At 72.3% G+C, this 17,780-nt stretch carries 14 protein-coding genes and 2 tRNA genes; 10 read left to right on the forward strand and 6 right to left on the reverse strand.

All coding sequences use genetic code 11. The features are described from left to right. Together recF and OG617_RS14010 are read left to right on the forward strand one after the other, a co-directional pair. Window positions 1–1,134 carry a DNA replication/repair protein RecF gene (gene recF / locus OG617_RS14005; protein ID WP_405101957.1) on the forward strand — a complete coding sequence of 378 codons (1,134 nt, stop codon included), beginning with the start codon at window positions 1–3 and terminating at the stop codon, window positions 1,132–1,134. Further along, complete coding sequence (locus OG617_RS14010) at window positions 1,124–1,777, forward strand: DUF721 domain-containing protein (RefSeq protein WP_405101959.1); 654 nt, start codon at window positions 1,124–1,126, stop codon at window positions 1,775–1,777. Before recF ends, OG617_RS14010 begins: the two co-directional genes overlap by 11 nt. A gap of 3 nt (window positions 1,778–1,780) precedes the next feature. Here the strand turns inward: OG617_RS14010 and OG617_RS14015 are convergent, their stop codons facing one another. After that, the gene (locus tag OG617_RS14015) at window positions 1,781–2,008 is read right to left on the reverse strand and encodes a hypothetical protein (protein WP_161688735.1); all 228 of its coding nucleotides are present in this window, start codon (window positions 2,006–2,008) and stop codon (window positions 1,781–1,783) included. Between the two features lie 102 nt (window positions 2,009–2,110). Between OG617_RS14015 and OG617_RS14020 the strand changes: the two genes are divergently transcribed. After that, window positions 2,111–2,593 carry a MarR family winged helix-turn-helix transcriptional regulator gene (locus OG617_RS14020; RefSeq protein WP_396676659.1) on the forward strand — a complete coding sequence of 161 codons (483 nt, stop codon included), beginning with the start codon at window positions 2,111–2,113 and terminating at the stop codon, window positions 2,591–2,593. Here OG617_RS14020 and OG617_RS14025 read toward each other — a convergent pair. Then, the gene (locus tag OG617_RS14025; RefSeq protein ID WP_396676658.1) at window positions 2,578–3,132 is read right to left on the reverse strand and encodes a hypothetical protein; all 555 of its coding nucleotides are present in this window, start codon (window positions 3,130–3,132) and stop codon (window positions 2,578–2,580) included. The two genes, OG617_RS14020 and OG617_RS14025, sit on opposite strands and share 16 nt — an antisense overlap. Before the next feature lie 528 nt (window positions 3,133–3,660). On the opposite strand from OG617_RS14025, the gene gyrB reads away from it, so the two are divergent. From gyrB to OG617_RS14055, 6 genes are all read left to right on the forward strand, one after another. Beyond that, window positions 3,661–5,607 carry a DNA topoisomerase (ATP-hydrolyzing) subunit B gene (gene gyrB / locus OG617_RS14030; protein WP_405101962.1) on the forward strand — a complete coding sequence of 649 codons (1,947 nt, stop codon included), beginning with the start codon at window positions 3,661–3,663 and terminating at the stop codon, window positions 5,605–5,607. 130 nt (window positions 5,608–5,737) lie between these two features. Beyond that, window positions 5,738–8,260, forward strand: coding sequence for a DNA gyrase subunit A (gene gyrA / locus OG617_RS14035; RefSeq protein ID WP_405101964.1), 2,523 nt, complete (start codon window positions 5,738–5,740; stop codon window positions 8,258–8,260). Window positions 8,261–8,263: 3 nt separating this feature from the next. Continuing rightward, window positions 8,264–9,193: a DUF3566 domain-containing protein gene (locus OG617_RS14040; protein WP_405101966.1), complete on the forward strand. Its 930-nt coding sequence runs from the start codon at window positions 8,264–8,266 to the stop codon at window positions 9,191–9,193. 151 nt (window positions 9,194–9,344) lie between these two features. Continuing rightward, window positions 9,345–9,418 (forward strand) — tRNA-Ile (locus OG617_RS14045). A gap of 43 nt (window positions 9,419–9,461) precedes the next feature. Further along, the gene (locus tag OG617_RS14050) at window positions 9,462–9,590 is read left to right on the forward strand and encodes a DLW-39 family protein (RefSeq protein ID WP_405101968.1); all 129 of its coding nucleotides are present in this window, start codon (window positions 9,462–9,464) and stop codon (window positions 9,588–9,590) included. A gap of 43 nt (window positions 9,591–9,633) precedes the next feature. Beyond that, window positions 9,634–9,709: transfer RNA gene (locus OG617_RS14055), tRNA-Ala, on the forward strand. Window positions 9,710–9,951: 242 nt separating this feature from the next. Here the strand turns inward: OG617_RS14055 and OG617_RS14060 are convergent. The 3 genes from OG617_RS14060 to OG617_RS14070 all read right to left on the reverse strand — a co-directional run bounded on the left by OG617_RS14060 (window position 9,952) and on the right by OG617_RS14070 (window position 11,607). Next, window positions 9,952–10,518 (reverse strand): histidine phosphatase family protein, encoded by a 567-nt coding sequence (locus OG617_RS14060; protein WP_405103694.1) that lies wholly within the window; start codon window positions 10,516–10,518, stop codon window positions 9,952–9,954. Between the two features lie 74 nt (window positions 10,519–10,592). After that, on the reverse strand, window positions 10,593–11,246 hold the full coding sequence (locus tag OG617_RS14065; protein ID WP_405101970.1) for a class I SAM-dependent DNA methyltransferase: 654 nt from the start codon (window positions 11,244–11,246) through the stop codon (window positions 10,593–10,595). A 10-nt stretch (window positions 11,247–11,256) separates the two neighbouring features. After that, window positions 11,257–11,607, reverse strand: a complete 351-nt coding sequence (locus OG617_RS14070; RefSeq protein WP_405101972.1) for a hypothetical protein — start codon at window positions 11,605–11,607, stop codon at window positions 11,257–11,259. Window positions 11,608–12,066: 459 nt separating this feature from the next. Here OG617_RS14070 and OG617_RS14075 point away from each other — a divergent pair, with 459 nt between their 5' ends. Beyond that, window positions 12,067–13,032: an L-threonylcarbamoyladenylate synthase gene (locus tag OG617_RS14075; RefSeq protein WP_405103696.1), complete on the forward strand. Its 966-nt coding sequence runs from the start codon at window positions 12,067–12,069 to the stop codon at window positions 13,030–13,032. Between the two features lie 103 nt (window positions 13,033–13,135). Here OG617_RS14075 and OG617_RS14080 read toward each other — a convergent pair whose 3' ends face one another. Next, the gene (locus OG617_RS14080; RefSeq protein ID WP_405101974.1) at window positions 13,136–17,635 is read right to left on the reverse strand and encodes an HAD-IC family P-type ATPase; all 4,500 of its coding nucleotides are present in this window, start codon (window positions 17,633–17,635) and stop codon (window positions 13,136–13,138) included. Between the last annotated feature and the right edge of the window lie 145 nt (window positions 17,636–17,780).

Below are 17,780 nucleotides of genomic sequence, written 5' to 3' on the forward strand. Positions count from 1 at the left end.
GTGTACGTCCGCCGGCTCGAACTGGTCGACTTCCGCTCGTACGAGCGGGTCGGCGTCGATCTGGAGCCGGGTCCGAACGTCCTGACCGGCGCCAACGGCGTCGGCAAGACCAACCTGGCCGAGGCGCTGGGCTACGTGGCGACCCTGGACTCGCACCGGGTCGCCACGGACGCCCCCCTGGTCCGGATGGGGGCGTCCTCTGCGGTGATCCGGTGCGCTGTGGTGCACGACGGGCGCGAGCTGCTGATCGAGCTGGAGATCGTCCCGGGCAAGGCCAACCGGGCCCGGTTGGGGCGCTCTCCGGCCCGGCGGGCCCGCGACGTCCTCGGCGCGCTGCGGCTGGTGCTGTTCGCTCCGGAGGACCTGGAACTCGTCCGCGGTGACCCGGCCGAGCGCCGCCGCTACCTCGACGACCTGCTGGTCAACCGCCAGCCCCGGTACGCCGGGGTGCGCGCCGACTACGAGCGGGTGGTCAAGCAGCGCAACGCCCTTCTGCGTACCGCGTACCTGGCCCGCAAGACCGGCGGATCGCGGGGCGGGGACCTGTCCACCCTCGCGGTCTGGGACACCCACCTGGCCCGGCACGGCGCCGAACTGCTCGCCGGCCGGCTGGAGCTGGTCGCCGCGCTCGGCCCGCACGTCACCAAGGCGTACGACACGGTGGCGGCGGGCCGGGGCGCGGCCGGTGTCGCGTACCGGCCGTCGGTGGAGCTGACCGACCCGACGCCGGACCGGGCGGCGCTCGTCGAGGCGTTGACGGCGGCCCTGGCCGAGTCCCGGTCGGCCGAGGTCGAGCGGGGCACCACCCTGGTCGGCCCGCACCGCGACGATCTGGTGCTCACCCTCGGCCCGCTCCCCGCGAAGGGGTACGCCAGCCACGGCGAGTCCTGGTCGTTCGCGCTGGCGCTGCGGCTGGCCGGGTACGACCTGCTCCGTTCCGACGGCATCGAGCCGGTACTGGTGCTCGACGACGTCTTCGCCGAGTTGGACGCGGGTCGCCGGGAGCGGCTGGCGGAGCTGGTCGGCGGGGCCAGCCAGGTGCTGGTGACCTGCGCCGTGGACGACGACGTGCCGGCCGGCCTGCGGGGCGCCCGGTACCAGGTCGGCGAGGGGACTGTGCGTCGTGTCGGCTGAGCGGGAACTACCACCGGCCCGCCTCGGGCCGTCGGCCCCGGGACGTACCCCGACCGGCGCGGCGGCCGACAGTGCCGGTCGGCCCGACGGCGCGGCGGCCGGTGGCGGTGGCGGTGGTAAAGACGTACCCGACGGGGGTGGGTCGGGGCCGGAGCTGGCTCGGGCGGTGCTGGACGCCGCGAAGGCCCGCCGCGACTCGGCGGCCCGGACCCGCCGGCGCAGCGTGGTGTCCGGCGACGGCGAGGGCGGTCGGCGGCTGCGCGGCTACTCGGGGCCGGGGCCGGATCCGCGCGATCCGCAGCCGCTGGGCGCGGTGCTCAACCGGCTGGTCAAGGCGCGCGGCTGGGAGCAGCCGGCCGCCGAGGCGACGGTCTTCGGCGCGTGGGAACGAGTGGTCGGCTCCGAGGTGGCCCAGAACAGCCGCCCGGTGAAGCTGGAGAACGGCGAGCTGACCGTGGAGGCCCGGTCCACCGCGTGGGCGACCCAGCTGCGGCTGCTCGCCGGTTCCCTGCTGAAGAAGATCGCCAGCGAGGTGGGCCACAACGTGGTGCGCAAGCTGCACATTCACGGCCCGGCTGCGCCGTCCTGGTCGCGTGGGCCGCGCAGGGTCCGGGGGCGGGGCCCACGCGACACCTACGGCTGACGGTCAGTGGCCGGGGCGCTGGGCCTCTCGCTCGGCGCGCTTGCGCTCCCGCTGCTCACGGCTCCACTGCTTACGCCTCTCCAGGTCCTGCTTCCACGCCTCCCGGGCATGACGCGAGCCGCCCTGCACCGCTCCCTGCACCTGGGAAGGGCCGGCGAGGTTGCGGAACACCCAGCCCATGAGGCGGCCGCCCCCGCCCGAGGAGTCGCCCACCTGCTTGTCGTCGCTCATCCGCCTGGCCTCTCCCGCACCGCGCCCGAAAACAATTCGTGTACCAATAATTGGTACACCAATCGTTGCTAGGATCGCAACGGCGACGACGAGGAGGCCGAGGTGTCCGACCAGCTTGAGGGCAACCCCCTGGCCCTGGAGGAGCAGGTGTGCTTCGCGCTGTCCGTGGCGGCGCGCGGCGTGGTCGCCGTCTATCGCCCGCTGCTGGAGCCGATGGGACTGACCCACCCGCAGTACCTGGTCATGCTCGCGCTGTGGCAGCACGCGCCGCTTTCCGTACGGGAGCTCAGCCGCCTGCTGCAGCTCGACCCGGGGACGCTGTCACCGCTGCTCAAGCGACTGGAGGCCAACGGGTACGTCCGGCGGGAGCGCGACCCCGCCGACGAGCGCAGCCTGGCCGTGACGCTCACCGCCGGCGGTCAGGCGCTGCGTGCCCGCGCCGAGGAGATCCCGCCGGCGATCGTGCGGCGGCTCGGGATGCCGATCGAGGAGCTGCGGGACCTGCACGCCGTCCTGACCCGGGTGATCGTGGCGACGAACCGGGCCGGCGCGGGCGGGGCGAACCCCGGTCAAGCGTCGGCGTAGACCGCGAAGCCGCGGTCGGCGCAGCGGCGGTAGAAGGCCGCCAGCACGCCCAGCTCGGCGCAGGTGAAGTCCCACTGCGGTGGGTCGCCGTTGTCGTCGCGCAGCGCGTCCAGCCGGCTGCCCAGCCAGCGCAGCTGCTGTTCGGCGAGGCGGCCGTCGGCGAGCAGGCCGCGCAGCACGGTGCTCACCGAGTCGAAGTCGACCGTCTCCCCGTGGGGGCGGTGCCCGGCCACGAAGCGCTCGACTCCGCCGGCGACCCAGGCGCAGCCGTCCGGGTCGATCACCGGGTCCTCGTCCTCGGCGGCGGCGTCCGTGGCGTAGAGCACATTTTCCAGCCCGAGCAGGAGGTCGACCAGCTCGGTGTACGCGGTGGCCCGGACGGTCCCGGTCTTGGCGATGTGTTCCGCGAGGGCCGCCGTCGGCGCGGAGATCCGCGGCAGGTCGACGATCTCGCCGAAATCAACGAACTCGGCCGGTGCGACCGGGTCGTAGAAGCGGCCGGTCCGCGGCCAGTGCACCGCGACGTTGTCCAGCCCCATCTAGCGTCACCCCTTGAGAGCACGTGTCGGATCGTTCGGGTCGATCGTCCGGTTCCGACCGGAAAAGATCAAGACCAGCCACGCTGGGCGACGCAAACTTACGCCCGTCACGGGCCCCGCCGCGACCCCGACCCCTGAACGTCCCGGCCCGATCGGCGGCGACGCCGCCCGCCGATCCGGGCTTGGCGTGTAGGGGGAGTCGCGGGTGGCGCGGTTCGGCCGGCTACGGAGGTCTCAGCCGCCGCGAAAGGGGTGCCGAGTGGCGGTTCTGTCGTCCGCGCACAGTAAGATTGAGGCGAGACGAAGACCCGACACGGAGCGACGGACGCGGGCCCACCAAAGGTCCGAGATCATTGTCCCACGTCGGGTCGAGCCGATCGCGATCCGCGGGCAACCGCGGCGACCGGCGTTCCGGCCCGTACCCCGGTTTCCACCGGTCTCGGTCCGCGCGCCGACGTCGCGTCCTGTCCGCCGAACCCGCGTCCGACGCGCCGCTTGCGGCTCGGGGGCGCGAGAAAGTGGCCGAGGGTGGCAGCGCAGGACAAGCAGGAGTACGGCGCCGAGTCGATCACCGTCCTCGAAGGGCTGGAGGCGGTCCGTAAGCGGCCCGGCATGTACATCGGGTCGACCGGTGAGCGCGGTCTGCACCACCTGGTGTGGGAGGTCGTCGACAACGCCGTCGACGAGGCGCTGGCCGGACACTGCGACACCATCGACGTGGTGCTGCTGGCCGACGGCGGGGTCCAGGTCACCGACAACGGCCGGGGCTTCCCGGTCGACCTGCACCCCAAGTTGAAGAAGCCGGGCGTCGAGGTGGCGTTGACCGTGCTGCACGCCGGCGGCAAGTTCGACGGCAAGGCGTACGCCGTGTCCGGCGGTCTGCACGGCGTCGGCGTGTCCGTCGTCAACGCCCTCTCCAGCCGGATGGCGGTGGAGATCCACAAGTCCGGCTTCGTCTGGCGGCAGAAGTACACCAACTCCAAGCCGGGCCCGTTGGACAAGGGTGAGACCACCGACCGCACCGGTTCCACGGTCACGTTCTGGCCCGACCCCGACGTGTTCGAGACCGTCGACTTCGACTTCCAGACCATCTACCGCCGCATCCAGGAGATGGCCTTCCTCAACCGCGGCCTCACCATCCACCTGCTCGACGAGCGGGTCCAGGAGGGCGAGGAGGGCAAGCCGCGCGAGGTCACCTTCTGCTACAAGGGCGGCATCGCCGACTTCGTCCGACACCTCAACGCCTCGAAGACCCCGATCCACAAGACGGTGGTCGAGTTCGGTGCCGAGGAGGAGGGCATGTCGCTCGAGATCGCCATGCAGTGGAACGAATCGTACGGCGAGTCGGTCTACACCTTCGCCAACACGATCAACACGCACGAGGGTGGCACCCACGAGGAGGGCTTCCGGTCCGCGCTGACCGGCGTGGTCAACCGCTACGGCACGGACAAGAAGCTGCTCAAGGGCGACGAGAAGCTCTCCGGCGAGGACATCCGGGAGGGCCTGGCCGCGATCATCTCGGTCAAGCTGGCGAACCCGCAGTTCGAGGGCCAGACCAAGACCAAGCTCGGCAACACCCCGGTGAAGAGCTTCGTGCAGCGGGTCTGCAACGACCGGCTGGTCGACTGGTTCGACCGCAACCCGGCCGAGGCCAAGATGATCATCACCAAGGCGTCCCAGGCGGCCCGGGCCCGGATCGCCGCGCAGCAGGCCCGCAAGCTGGCCCGCCGCAAGTCGCTGCTGGAGTCCGGCTCGATGCCGGGCAAGTTGGCCGACTGCCAGTCCACCGACCCGCGCGAGTCCGAGGTGTTCATCGTCGAGGGCGACTCGGCGGGCGGCTCGGCCAAGCAGGGCCGGGACCCGCGCACCCAGGCGATCCTGCCGATCCGCGGCAAGATCCTCAACGTGGAGAAGGCCCGGATCGACCGGGTGCTGAAGAACACCGAGGTCCAGGCGCTGATCACCGCGCTGGGCACCGGCATCCACGACGACTTCGACATCGAGAAGCTGCGGTACCACAAGACCGTGCTGATGGCCGACGCCGACGTGGACGGCCAGCACATCCAGACGCTGCTGCTCACCCTGCTGTTCCGCTTCATGCGGCCGCTGGTCGAGCTGGGCCACGTCTACCTGGCTGCCCCGCCGCTCTACAAGATCAAGTGGAACAAGAAGGGCGACGACGCGCAGTACGCGTACTCGGACCGGGAGCGGGACGGGCTGATCAGGCTGCGCCAGCAGAAGAAGCCGAACGCCAAGCCGGACGACATCCAGCGGTTCAAGGGTCTCGGCGAGATGAACTATCCCGAGCTCTGGGAGACCACGATGAACCCGGGCACCCGCACCCTGCGCCAGGTCACGCTCGACGACGCGGCGACCGCGGACGAGCTGTTCAGCGTGCTGATGGGCGAGAACGTCGAGGCGCGTCGCTCGTTCATCCAGCGCAACGCCAAGGACGTCCGCTTCCTGGACATCTGACGGACCGGGCGGGCCGCCCCTGTCGTCCACGGGCGGCCCGCCCGGTCCACAGGTTTATCCACAGCCTGGCCGGTTTCCACAGCGGTTATCCACAGCACGAAACCGACTCTGATTCTGATAAGGGTTAACAGTGACCGATTCCCCCGAGTCCACCCCGAGCGAGCCCGAGGTCCCCGAGACCGCTGCCGCCGCAGTCGTGGCGCATGACCGCATCGAGCCGGTAGGGCTCGAGGTGGAGATGCAGCGCTCCTACCTCGACTACGCGATGAGCGTCATCGTCGGGCGGGCGCTGCCGGACGTCCGGGACGGGCTCAAGCCGGTCCACCGCAAGATCCTCTACGCCATGTTCGACTCCGGCTACCGGCCGGACCGCGGCTACGTCAAGTGCTCCCGGGTCGTCGGCGACGTGATGGGCCAGTTCCACCCGCACGGCGACTCGGCCATCTACGACGCGCTGGTCCGGATGGCGCAGCCCTGGTCGCTGCGGTACCCGCTCGTCGACGGCAACGGCAACTTCGGCTCGCCCGGCAATGATCCGGCTGCGGCGATGCGCTACACCGAGTGCAAGCTCGACCCGCTGGCGATGGAGATGCTGCGGGACATCGACGAGGACACCGTCGACCTCCAGGACAACTACGACGGCCGGGCCAAGGAGCCCACCATCCTGCCGTCGCGGATCCCGAACCTGCTGATCAACGGCTCCGAGGGCATCGCGGTCGGCATGGCCACCAAGATCCCGCCGCACAACCTGCGCGAGATCGGCGCGGCGGTGCAGTGGTGTCTGGAGAACCCGGAGGTCGACGAGGCCACCACCCTCGACGCGCTCATCGAGATCGTCAAGGGCCCGGACTTCCCCACCTACGGCCTGATCGTCGGCACCCAGGCCATCCAGGACGCGTACCGGACGGGTCGGGGCTCGATCCGGATGCGGGCCGTGGTGGAGGTCGAGGAGGACAAGCGGGGTCGGCCCTGCCTGGTGGTCAGCGAGCTGCCCTACCAGGTCAACCCGGACAACCTGGCCGAGCGGATCGCCGAGCTGATCAAGGAAGGCAAGCTCGCCGGCATCGCCGACATCCGGGACGAGTCCTCCGGGCGTACCGGCATGCGGATCGTGCTCGTGCTCAAGCGCGACGCGGTCGCCAAGGTGGTGCTCAACAACCTCTACAAGCACACCCAGCTCCAGGAGACCTTCGGCGCCAACATGCTGGCGCTGGTCGACGGCGTGCCGCGCACGCTGAACCTGGCCCAGTTCCTGCGCTACTACGTCGAGCACCAGATCGAGGTGATTCGGCGGCGGGCCGCGTTCCGGCTGCGCAAGGCCGAGGAGCGGGCGCACATCCTGCGTGGTCTGTCCAAGGCGCTGGACGCGCTCGACGAGGTGATCGCCCTGATCCGGCGCTCGCCCACGGTGGAGGACGCCCGGCAGGGCCTGATCCGGCTGCTGGAGATCGACGAGATCCAGGCCACCGCGATCCTGGACATGCAGCTGCGCCGGCTCGCCGCCCTGGAGCGGCAGCGCATCCTCGACGACCTGGCCAAGCTCGAGATCGAGATCGCCGACCTCAAGGACATCCTGGCCAAGCCGGAGCGGCAGCGGCGGATCGTCTCGGAGGAGCTCGGCGAGATCGTCGCGAAGTGGGGCGACGAGCGGCGGACGAAGATCATGCCGTTCGACGGCGAGGTCTCCATGGAGGACCTGATCGCCCGCGAGGACGTGGTGGTCACCATCACCCGCACCGGGTACGCCAAGCGGACCAAGGTCGATCTGTACCGCTCGCAGCGGCGCGGCGGTAAGGGCGTCAGCGGGGCTACGCTGCGGCAGGACGACATCGTCAGCCACTTCTTCGTCTGCTCCACGCACGACTGGATGCTGTTCTTCACGAACAAGGGCCGGGTGTACCGGGCCAAGGCGTACGAGCTTCCGGAAGCCAGTAGGGTAGCCAAGGGCCAGCACGTGGCCAATCTGCTCGCGTTCCAACCGGACGAGCAGATCGCGCAGATCATCGAAATCCCGAATTACCAGGTGGCGCCCTACCTGGTACTGGCCACGAAGAACGGCCTGGTGAAGAAGACGCGGCTCGAGGAGTTCGACTCCAACCGTTCCGGCGGAGTCATCGCGATCAACCTGCGCGATGAGGACGAGCTGGTCGGTGCTGCCCTCGTCGCCCCGTCCGACGACCTGCTGCTGGTCTCCAAGAACGCCCAGGCGATCCGCTTCAACGCCACCGACGAGGCACTGCGCCCGATGGGCCGGGCCACGTCGGGCGTGATCGGCATGCGGTTCACCGACGACGACGTCCTGCTCGCGATGGAGGTCGTCCGCGAGGGGCTGGACGTGCTGGTGGCCACGAACGGGGGATACGCGAAACGTACCCCGATCGAGGAATACCCGGTCCAGGGCCGGGGAGGTAAGGGCGTGCTGACTGCGAAGATCACCGAGCGACGCGGTGGTCTGGTCGGCGCTGTGGTGATCGACCCGGACGACGAGCTGTTCGCGATCACCAGCAACGGTGGCGTCATCCGGACTCCGGTGAAGCCTGTACGCCGTACGCGTGACCGGAACACAATGGGGGTCAAGCTGATGGACCTCCCGGACGGCGTGACTATCGTGGCGATTGCTCGCAATGCCGACGAGCCTGACGAACAGGACTAGTTGATGACGGAGACACAGGCGAAGTCGGGGAACAAGGGGACCTCGGCCAACCCGGTCGACGAGGAGGCCGCCGCGAAGGGCGGCGCACCAGCGACCGGCCGCGCGGCCGTGGGCCGGGCGACGGTCCCCGCCGACGCGCCTGCCCCGAAGTTCACCCGGGCTCCCGGTATGGCACCGCCACCGGAGACACCCGGCGACGACTCGGGGGCCGGTGACAAGGCGGAGACATCGGGCATCGACGCGCCCACCTCCGCGGCTGCTCCGGCTGTTCCGGCCGCTCCGGCCGCGGGGACGGGGAACGCCGCCCGCCCGGGGGCGACAGCGCCGATCCGGACAGGAAGCGGCCAGTCGACTGGCAGTGCCGCCACCGGCACGCTGCCGCGCGTCGGTGGCGGCACGACAAATCCGCGCCCGGACGGCACCCGTCCGGGCGCGGGGGGTCGCCCCGCCAACGGCGGGGGGCTGCCGCCGGGGGTCGCCGGGTCGTCGGCCTCGGCCGTCGGGGCCGCCCGGGTCGGTGAAGCGGTACGTGCCGCGCGTACCTCGGTCAGCTCCGCCGCGTCCCGCGGGCCGCGGCGGGCCCGGCTGAACCTGAAGCGGATCGACCCCTGGTCCGTGATGAAGTTCGCCTTCGCCGTCTCCGTGGTGCTCTTCATCGTGGTGGTCGTCGCCACCTCGGTTCTCTACCTGGCGCTGGATGCGATGGGCGTGTTCCAGAGCGTCAACGAGAGCCTGAGCGACCTGGTCAACGCCGGCGGGCAGAGCACCAGCGGCTTCCAGATCACCGCCAAGGGCGTGATCCTCAGCTCCGCCCTGATCGGTCTGGTCAACGTCGTCCTGTTCACCGCGCTCGCCACCCTCGGCGCGTTCGTCTACAACGTCTGCGCCGACCTGGTCGGCGGGATCGAGCTGACGCTCGCCGAGCGGGACTGATCGCATCCGACGCCGGGGCGCGCCGCGTAAAGCGCGCGCCCCGGCGTCGTGCGTCCGGGTAGTTTCAGGGGGTACGGCGAGCACGGACCGATCACCGGCCCCCGATTTGGGGCGCGGCGGGCGGATGCGTTAACCTTGGCCGTCGCCACGCGGGGCTATAGCTCAGTCGGTTAGAGCGCAGAGCTGATAACTCTGAGGTCGCTGGTTCGATTCCAGCTAGCCCCACCGCACATGGTTCCGACGGCTGTCGAGCGCAAGGGGTCGCCCCATGTTCAAGAAGCTTCTGATTCTGGCCGGCGTTGTCGGCGTGGCCGCCGTGGTGGTCAGGAAGATCAAGGCTTCGAACGATGAGCGCGCACTGTGGCACGAGGCGACCACCGCCCCTGACCTGCGCTGATCGTTCCTCCCAGTTTCAGCCGTCGGCGGCTTCGCCCGCCCTCGGGGCCCTAGCTCAACTGGCAGAGCACTGCCTTTGCAAGGCAGGGGTTAGGGGTTCGAGTCCCCTGGGCTCCACCATTAGCGCCTCTGAACAGGCGTTTCTTCGGAACAAGATCAACGGGCATGAGTTGGGCGCAGGTCAGCTTTGATCTTGTGACCGCCCGGCGGCCTTCTCGCACGCTGCACCTCCTGCGGTTCGACCCCGCAGTCGCAGCGCCGGTGACCGGGCATGCGGGATGCCGGAGTGCACGCGGCTCCCGGACGCCGACCACGACACCCACGAGGGCAGCCGATCGGGCAAGCGCTGTGGTGCCCCGGCGCTAAGGCCTGTCTCGCGGATCTTGACGCTCTTCCATCCGGTACTCCCAGCCCTCACGCCAGGCGAAGTCAGCGTCGACTAGGTCTTCCAGCCGGGCCCCGCTGATCCAATGGTCGAGGCCCCATCGAGTGGCAACGTGCCCGATCACCAGGACTCGCCGGCCCGCCCACCGCAGCGACAGATCGTCGAGAAAACGACCGACCCGGTGCACGGCCTGTCGCCAGCTCTCGCCGCCGGGGTAGGGATGGTCGAGATACCGGCTGCGCCGCTCGTGCAGCTCGGCGGCCGGAAGGCCGTTGAGCTCCCCGTAGTCACACTCCCGCAGGCGCCAGTCGTGTAGCAGGGGGATCGTGGTTCCCGAGAGGGCTATGTCGGCCGTCTCCACAGCCCTACGCAGGTCCGAGGCGAATACCGCCTCGATGCCGTCGCTTCTCCTACGCTGGCCGAGTTCGGCTGCCAACGCACGTCCCCTGGAAGACAACCGGCCCGGCAGCCACCCGGTAGCAAGACCTCGGTCGTTGTCTTCGCTCCAGGAGTGAGTCTCGAAGACGATCTCAGTCGGTATCAGGCGATACTACTGACGAAATGAGAAGGGTCGCTGAAGACACCACAGCGGCCAGGCCCGGCCGGATCCCGCCGGCGCTAGGAGTGCTCGGATTTACGGGCCATCAGGCAGGCTTGGGGCCTCTTGAGGCTCTGGCTGGGCTCCTGCGTTAGTCGCGCGGTGACGACCATTCCGGCCCGGCGCAGCAACTCCTCGATGTCGTCGGGCAGCAACAGATAGGCGTCGTAGGACACGGGGTGGCCGTAGGAGCGCTCGGGGCGCAGATGCTCGTCGCCGACATGGAATCCCACCAACAGCAGGCCACCTGGGGCCAGCGTTCGATGGAACTCCCCGAACACCACCGGGAGGTCCTCCGGAGGCGTGTGGAAGACCGACCACCAGGCGACGATGCCGCCGAGGTGCCCGTCGGGAAGGTCCAGCGCGGTCATGGAGCCGACGTCGAATTGCAGGGTCGGGTACGTCCGGCGGGCGATGTCCACCATCTTCGGAGAGAGGTCAACGCCGAACCCGGCGACACCGAGGGAGTCCAGGTGGGCCGTGACGTGGCCGGGGCCGCATCCGAGGTCAGCGACCGGCCGCCGGCCGTTGGCCTTTACGAGCTCGGCGAACGCGGCCAGCATCCCGCGTGCCAACGCGTCCTCTGAAAACCGTGCTGGCGCGATTTTGACGTAGTCCTCGGCGACCGCGTCGTACGACTCTCGAACCGCTGCGAGGTAGGAGGGCTCAGCCATGTGGGCGACCCTAGTTGAGATGTCGGCCGTCGGCCGGGTCGGCGGCGGCGGGCGGCAGTGCCGATCCTCTCGGCTTTGAGAGCTGGACGCCGTGGTCGCCCTTGCGAGACCGGCTGTGTTTCCAGGCGTAGATCAGGGCTGCCAGGCCGAGGATGGCGAGGACGCCGGCGACGACTGCGTACACGGCGAGTCTGTGTTCGGCCGCAGCGATCTCTTCGGCCTGCTCCTCCAGCATGCCGGGGGTCGGGTCCTGGTAGGGCAGTGACACCGCCGAGAGGTCCAGGAACGGGAGGCACGGCAGGCCGCAGGAGGCGACGAGGAGGAGACTGCCGGCGGCAACCGCCAGCCGGACCCGGGACATCGGGCCAGGCTGCCACAGCCGTCGACGGGACGTCCAGCGCCCGGGCGGCGAGGAAGGGGCGCGGCGGGCCACCTTCGACGAGCACGGCGACATCGTCAAGATCTGCGACATCGACATCGACATCGACATCGACGCCGGCGGCTACGCGGTGAAGATGTGGGTCGCGTCGACGACGCGTACGGCCCGACGCTGTACAGCTTCAGCCGGGGTGGGGAGGGCAACTGCGCCACCCACCGGGCCAGCGAGGGCGGGGCCTACAACCTGCCGGAGAACCGGTACATCGGCTTCCTGTCTGCCGGTACAAGGCTGGCGCCGAGTCGGAGTGCCGGGGATACCCGTTCCTCAACGACAACTGAGCCGCGGCTGGTGGGGGGCTCGGAGGCGGGCACACCCCCGCCAGCCGGGCCCTTCCGGCGGGCAGGTTAGCGTCGGGGCGTGAGCACCGGATCCCCGCGCGTCCTGCCCGCCGAGGGTGGCATCGTCGAAGCCGCCTCCGTCCTGCGCGCCGGAGGGCTGGTGGCGTTTCCCACCGAGACCGTCTACGGACTGGGTGCCGACGCCCTGGACGCCCGCGCGGTGGCCCGGATCTTCGAGGCTAAGCAGCGGCCGAGCTTCGATCCGCTGATCACCCACCTGGCCGACGCGGCCGACCTGGCCGGTCTGGTGGGGCGGGTGCCGGCGGCGGTGGAGGCGCTGGCCGAACGGTTCTGGCCGGGTCCGCTGACGTTGATCGTGGACCGGCCAGCCGCGATCCCTCCGATCGTCACGTCGGGGCTGGAGACGATGGCCGTCCGGGTGCCGGACGAGCCGTCCGCCCGGGCGTTGATCGCCGCGGCCGGGGTGCCGGTGGCCGCGCCCAGCGCCAACCGGTTCGGTCAGCTCAGCCCCACCCGGGCCGAGCACGTGGTGGCCGGGCTGGGCGCGGCGGTGGACGTGGTGCTCGACGGCGGGCCGACCCGGTGCGGAATCGAGTCCACCATCGTGGACGCCCGGGGCGGGCACCCGGTGGTGCTCCGGCTCGGCGCGCTGCCGTTGGAGGCCCTGGTCGAGGCGGTCGGGCCGGTGACCGTACGGTCGGGCAGCTCCGGCCAGCCGGTGGCGCCCGGCACGTTGGCCGCGCACTACGCCCCGCGTACCCCGTTGCGGGTGGTCGGGGCGGCGGAGTCGGCGGCCGGCGACGGCGGCCGGCGAGGGCTGCTGGCCTTCCGGGAGCGCCCGGCGGGCGGTGACTGGGCGGCGGTCGAGGTGCTGTCGCCTGCGGGGGACCTGACGGTGGCGGCGGCCCGACTCTTCGACGCGCTGCACCGGCTCGACGCGGCCGGGGTGACCGAGATCGTCGCGGAGCGGGTCCCGGACGTCGGCGTGGGCCGGGCGATCAACGACCGGCTGGGCCGGGCGGCCGCGACCTGGCACCAGGGCGGCTGACGCGCGGTGCTCAGGCGGGTCACGGGTCGCGGGTGACGGACCCGGGCGGGTTGGTGCGGCACGAGACCAACGGCCGGCCGGCGGCCACGTGCGCCATCCGTCCTCACCTGTCGGAGGGAGCACTCTCGCCACCGGGCACGTCCGCCCCTCCGGTGTCGGCCGGGGCACCCTCCTCGCTGTTGAGCAGGCGGGTGAGGGTGCCGTTGGCCAGGGTGGCGCCGAGCGCCGAGCCGGCGGCGATGCTCCAGCCGACCGGCCCGAGCGGGGTGCAGCCGAAGAACTGGCTGACCCCCGGGGTCTGCACCACGAAGACCAGTGCCCCGACCGACGCGGCGGTCGAGGCGAGCACCGCCGGGCTGGTCCCGCCGGCGAGCACGGTCTGCCCGAGCTGGGTGCCGATCAGCGAGGCGAGTGCGACCGTGCCGGCCCGGCGCTGCCGTCCGGTGTACCGGGCGAGCGTCCAGCCCACCGTCGCGCCCAGCGTGGTGGATGCCGCGCGCAGCGCGATCTCCCGGTTGAGGGTCGCGCCGAGCGAGGTGTCCGGGCCCTCCCGCAGCAGGTGGTCGGCGTGGTCGGAGCCGGGCGGCCGGACCGCGATGGCCAGCGCCGGCGCGAGGTCGGTGAGCAGGTTGACCAGGAGCAGTTGCCGCCCGGTGAGCGCCGAACGGCCGGTGCTGGCCGCGCTCAGCACGCTGAACGCGATCTCGCCGAGGTTGCCGCCGACCAGGATGCTCAGCGCGTGCCGGACCGACGACCACATGGCCCGCCCCTCCACCAGGGTGGCGATGATCGTCTCCAGCCGGTCGTCGGTCACCACCAGGTCGGCGGCGGCCCGCGCGGCGGGGGTGCCGCGCTGGCCGAGGGCGATGCCGACGTCGGCCAGCCGGATCGCCGGGGCGTCGTTGGCCCCGTCCCCGGTCATCGCCACGGTCCGGCCGCACTTCTGCAACGCCTGAATGATCCGGACCTTGTGGGCGGGGGTGCAGCGGGCCACCACGTCGGTGCGGGCGAGCCGCTCGGCGAGCGCGTCGTCGTCGAGCCGGTCCAGCTCCGTGCCGGTCGCCACCCGCTGCTCGCCGTGGTCGGGGCTGATGGTCGACGCGATCGCAGAGGCGGTCGCCGGATGGTCACCGGTGATCATGATGGTGTGCACCCCGGCCTGTCGGATCCGGCGGACGGCGGGCGCGGCCGACTCGCGTACTCCGTCGGCGAGCGCCAGGAAGCCGACGAAGACCAGGTCGTCGACCTGCTCGTCGGTGACCGTCTCCCCGGCGACCCGCCGCTCGGCGACGGCCAGGATGCGGTGCCCGGCACCGGCCCGGTCGGCGAGCATCCGGTGCAGCTCGTCCCGGCCGGCGTCGTCAAGCGGTGCGTCGCCACCGTCGGCGGTACGCCGGTCGGCGCACCGCGGCACCACGGTCTCCGGCGCGCCCTTGACGCTGAGCAGCAGGCCGTCGCCGGTTCTGCCGACCGTGGCGTGGTAGCCGCGGGACGGCTCGAAAGGCAGGCCGCCCGCCGCCAGCCAGCCGTCCGCGCCGGCCCGCTCGTCGACCCCCGCCGCCCCGGCCCCCCGGCGGACCGCCCGGTCGGTCTGCTGTGGCAGCTCGTCCGGGTCGCCGGCCGGGGTGGCTCGCAGCGCGGCGGCCAGGGTCAGCCGCAGCGGATCGTCCAGCCGGTTCGGCGGGGCGTACCGGGTGCCGCCGCCGTCGCCCACGCCGGCGAGCAGCAACTGGCCCTCGGTGAGGGTGCCGGTCTTGTCGAAGCAGAGCACGTCGACGCGGCCCAGCGCCTCGATCGTGCGCGGGTTGCGGACCAGCGCGCCGTGCTCGGCCAGCCGTCGGGCCGCGGCGAGCTGGGCGGCGCTGACCAGGAACGGAAGCCCCTCCGGCACCGACGCCACGGCCAGGTTCGCGGCGGTCGCCGCCGTCTCCGCCAGGGGTACGCCGCGCAGCAGTCCCGCCCCGGCCACCGCCACCGCCGAGCCGGCGGCCAGCGGGATCGCCGAGCGCGTCAGCCGGCCGAGCCGGGCCTCCACCCCGCTGGCCGGGGGCGACTGCCGGGCCAGCGCCAGGCTCCGCCCGGCCTCGGTGCCCGCGCCGGTGGCCACCACCACGGCGGTGCCGTGACCGGTGGCGATCGTGGTGCCCTCGTACAGCATGGAGCGCCGGTCCGCGACGGCGGCGGCGACCACCGGGTCGGCGGTCTTCCCCACCGGCAGCGACTCGCCGGTCAGCGACGACTCGTCGGCCTCCAGGCCGTCCGTCGCCAGCATCCGGCAGTCCGCCGGTACGGCATCGCCGGGCCCGAGCACGATCACATCCCCCGGGACCAGGTCGTCGGCGGGTACCGGCCGTTCCTCGCCGTCCCGGCGGACCCGGGCGGTGACCGCCGAGCGGGACAGCAGCTCGGCCAGCGCCCGCTCGGTGTTGCGCTGGTGCACCGCCCCGACCAGGGCCGATCCGGCCACCACCCCGCCGACGAGGGCTGCGTCGACCAGCGAGCCGAAGCTCGCGGAGAGCACCGCGCCGGCGGCGAGCACCGGCGTGAGCGGGTTGGCCAACTCGTCGACGAAGGCGTGGAGCAGCCCGGACGGGCCGGTCCCCTCCCCGGTCCCGCCACCGGAGCGGTGCTCCGCCTCGGCGGAGTCCAGGCCGTCGACGTCGGTGTCGAGCTGGCGGAGCACGGCGTCGGCCGGCATGAGGTGCCAGGCGGTCACGGCCGGGACCGGGGAGTCGGCGCGGTCCCGCAGCCGACCCGCCCGCCACACCCCGTGCAGGAAGGCCAGGGCGGCGGTCCCGTTGACGGTGTTCAGCGACCGTCTCGGCAGCCGTCGGGGATCGGCCGTGAACGCCCCCAGCGCGGCCAGGCCGGTGCCGGCCATGGACAGCCGGATGTTCTGCTCGGTCATTCGGCGGGCCACCCCGGCCGCCTCGATGATCAGCGCGGCGATCCGCAGGTCGGTGCCGACCAGCAGGTGCGCGCCCCAGGGCGGCAGATCCTCCGGGCCGGCCAGCCCCAGCCCACAGTCGGCCGCGCCCAGCGCCGCCCGGTCGGCGGAGAGCAGCATCACCACCGCGCCGTCGCGTTGCAACCGGCGGACGGTCTCGGCGATCCGGGCGCCGCCGGGCAGCACGGCGTCCGCGAAGGCGTACCGGCCGTCGTCGTCGCCGGCCACCACCAGGCGCAGGCCGGCCAGCCGGGAGGCGGTCGGCAGCGCGGCCATGGCCGGGGCGGGTTCGGGCTCCACCCGGAGCAGGGCGGCGAGACGGTCCCCCTCGGCGAGGCCGAGCAGGGTGCCCCCGTCCGCCCGCATCCGCCGGCTGTCGTCGGTGTCGCCCGGGTCGGTGGCGTCGAGCCCGTCCAGCGGGCCGAGCCGCCACCCGTCCGCCTCCCACACCCGGTCCGGAGCGGCAGGGTCGAAGAGGGCGAAGGCGCGGGCCGCCACCTGCCCGGTGTCCGCCCCGGACAGCGGGGCCAGATCGGCCAGCACACCCCGGTCCGAGCCGAGCACTGCGGCGTCCAGCACCACCGTGTCGATCCGGTCCAGTTCCCGCAGCACGCTGCGGTCCATGGCGATCACGCCGCGCCGGGCGAGCATCCGGCCGAGCTGGGCCGCGTACCCCTCGCGGCCGCTGCCCGGGGCCTTGGGCAGGCTGGACAGCGCCACCGCGGCGGCCCGTTTACGGCCGACCACAGGAACCGCCGCCGCGCCGGCCGCCGCCCCCGCTGCCAACATCCGTTCGGCGAACCGCTCGACGAGTCCGTCCGGCTTCGGGTTCGGCCGCCCGGCCGTGGGCGCCCGGGCGACGGCCCGTTCCGGGTCGCCGGTGAGCCGGGGCTCGGCCTTCGTCCAGGCCACGAGCTGGGCGTGCGCCTCGCCCCACCGCACGATCCGCTGGGTACCGTCCAGCACGATCCCGGTCCAGCCGCCGGTCAGTCCCTGGACGACCGCCTCGGCGAGCGGGAAGAGCAGTTCGGCGCGGGGATCGGCGCGCAGCCCTCGACCGGCCAGGGCGTGCAGCTTCGGGTGCAGGTCGACGGCGGCGAGCACCCCGGCCACCTCGGCGGGGACCGGGGTGAACGGCAGGATCCGGGTGGCCGCCGACAGGGTCAGGCCGAGCGCGTCCGAGGCGAGTGCGCCGAGGGTGCGGGGCGTGCGCGGCCCTTCCTCCGGCGGGTGCGGCGGGGGGATGTCGGGGTCCGGTTCGTGCTCGCAGGTGCGTTCGCAGCGGGCGACCGTGGCGATCAGGTCGCGCAACCTCGGCTCCGGCTCCCCGACCTCCACCACCACCCGGCCGGAGGGGGCGTTGACCCTGGCCCACCGCACGCCGGGCAGCTGCTCGAGCTCCCGCTCCACCTGCCGGGCCAGCCTGTCGCCGCCGTCCTGGCAGACGCCGTGCACCTCGATGTGGTACCGCCCGGGCCGGGACCAGACCCGGCGTCGGGTCAGGCCCGTCAGCCGGGCCAGCCGGACCGTGGCGGCGCCGGCGGTACGTGACGCGACACCGACCAGCTGTGGCACCGCCCGGGACGCGTCGCCGACGAGGTGTGGCACCGCCACCGACGGTAGGAGGCGGCCGGCCATCCGGCCCAGCAACGTCATCGAGCGGTACGGCCGGAGATCGGCCGGTCGGGCCTCCCGGTTTCGCCGTTGCCCCCGCCGCGCCCCATCTGGCCTCCCACGCTCGGTCCCGGCGGGCTGCCTTCCCGTCCGTACGCCCGTTATGCCCCGTCGGCGGGGAAGTTTC

The sequence above is a fragment of the Micromonospora sp. NBC_01412 genome (assembly GCF_045040215.1).
GTDB lineage: Bacteria > Actinomycetota > Actinomycetes > Mycobacteriales > Micromonosporaceae > Micromonospora > Micromonospora rubida.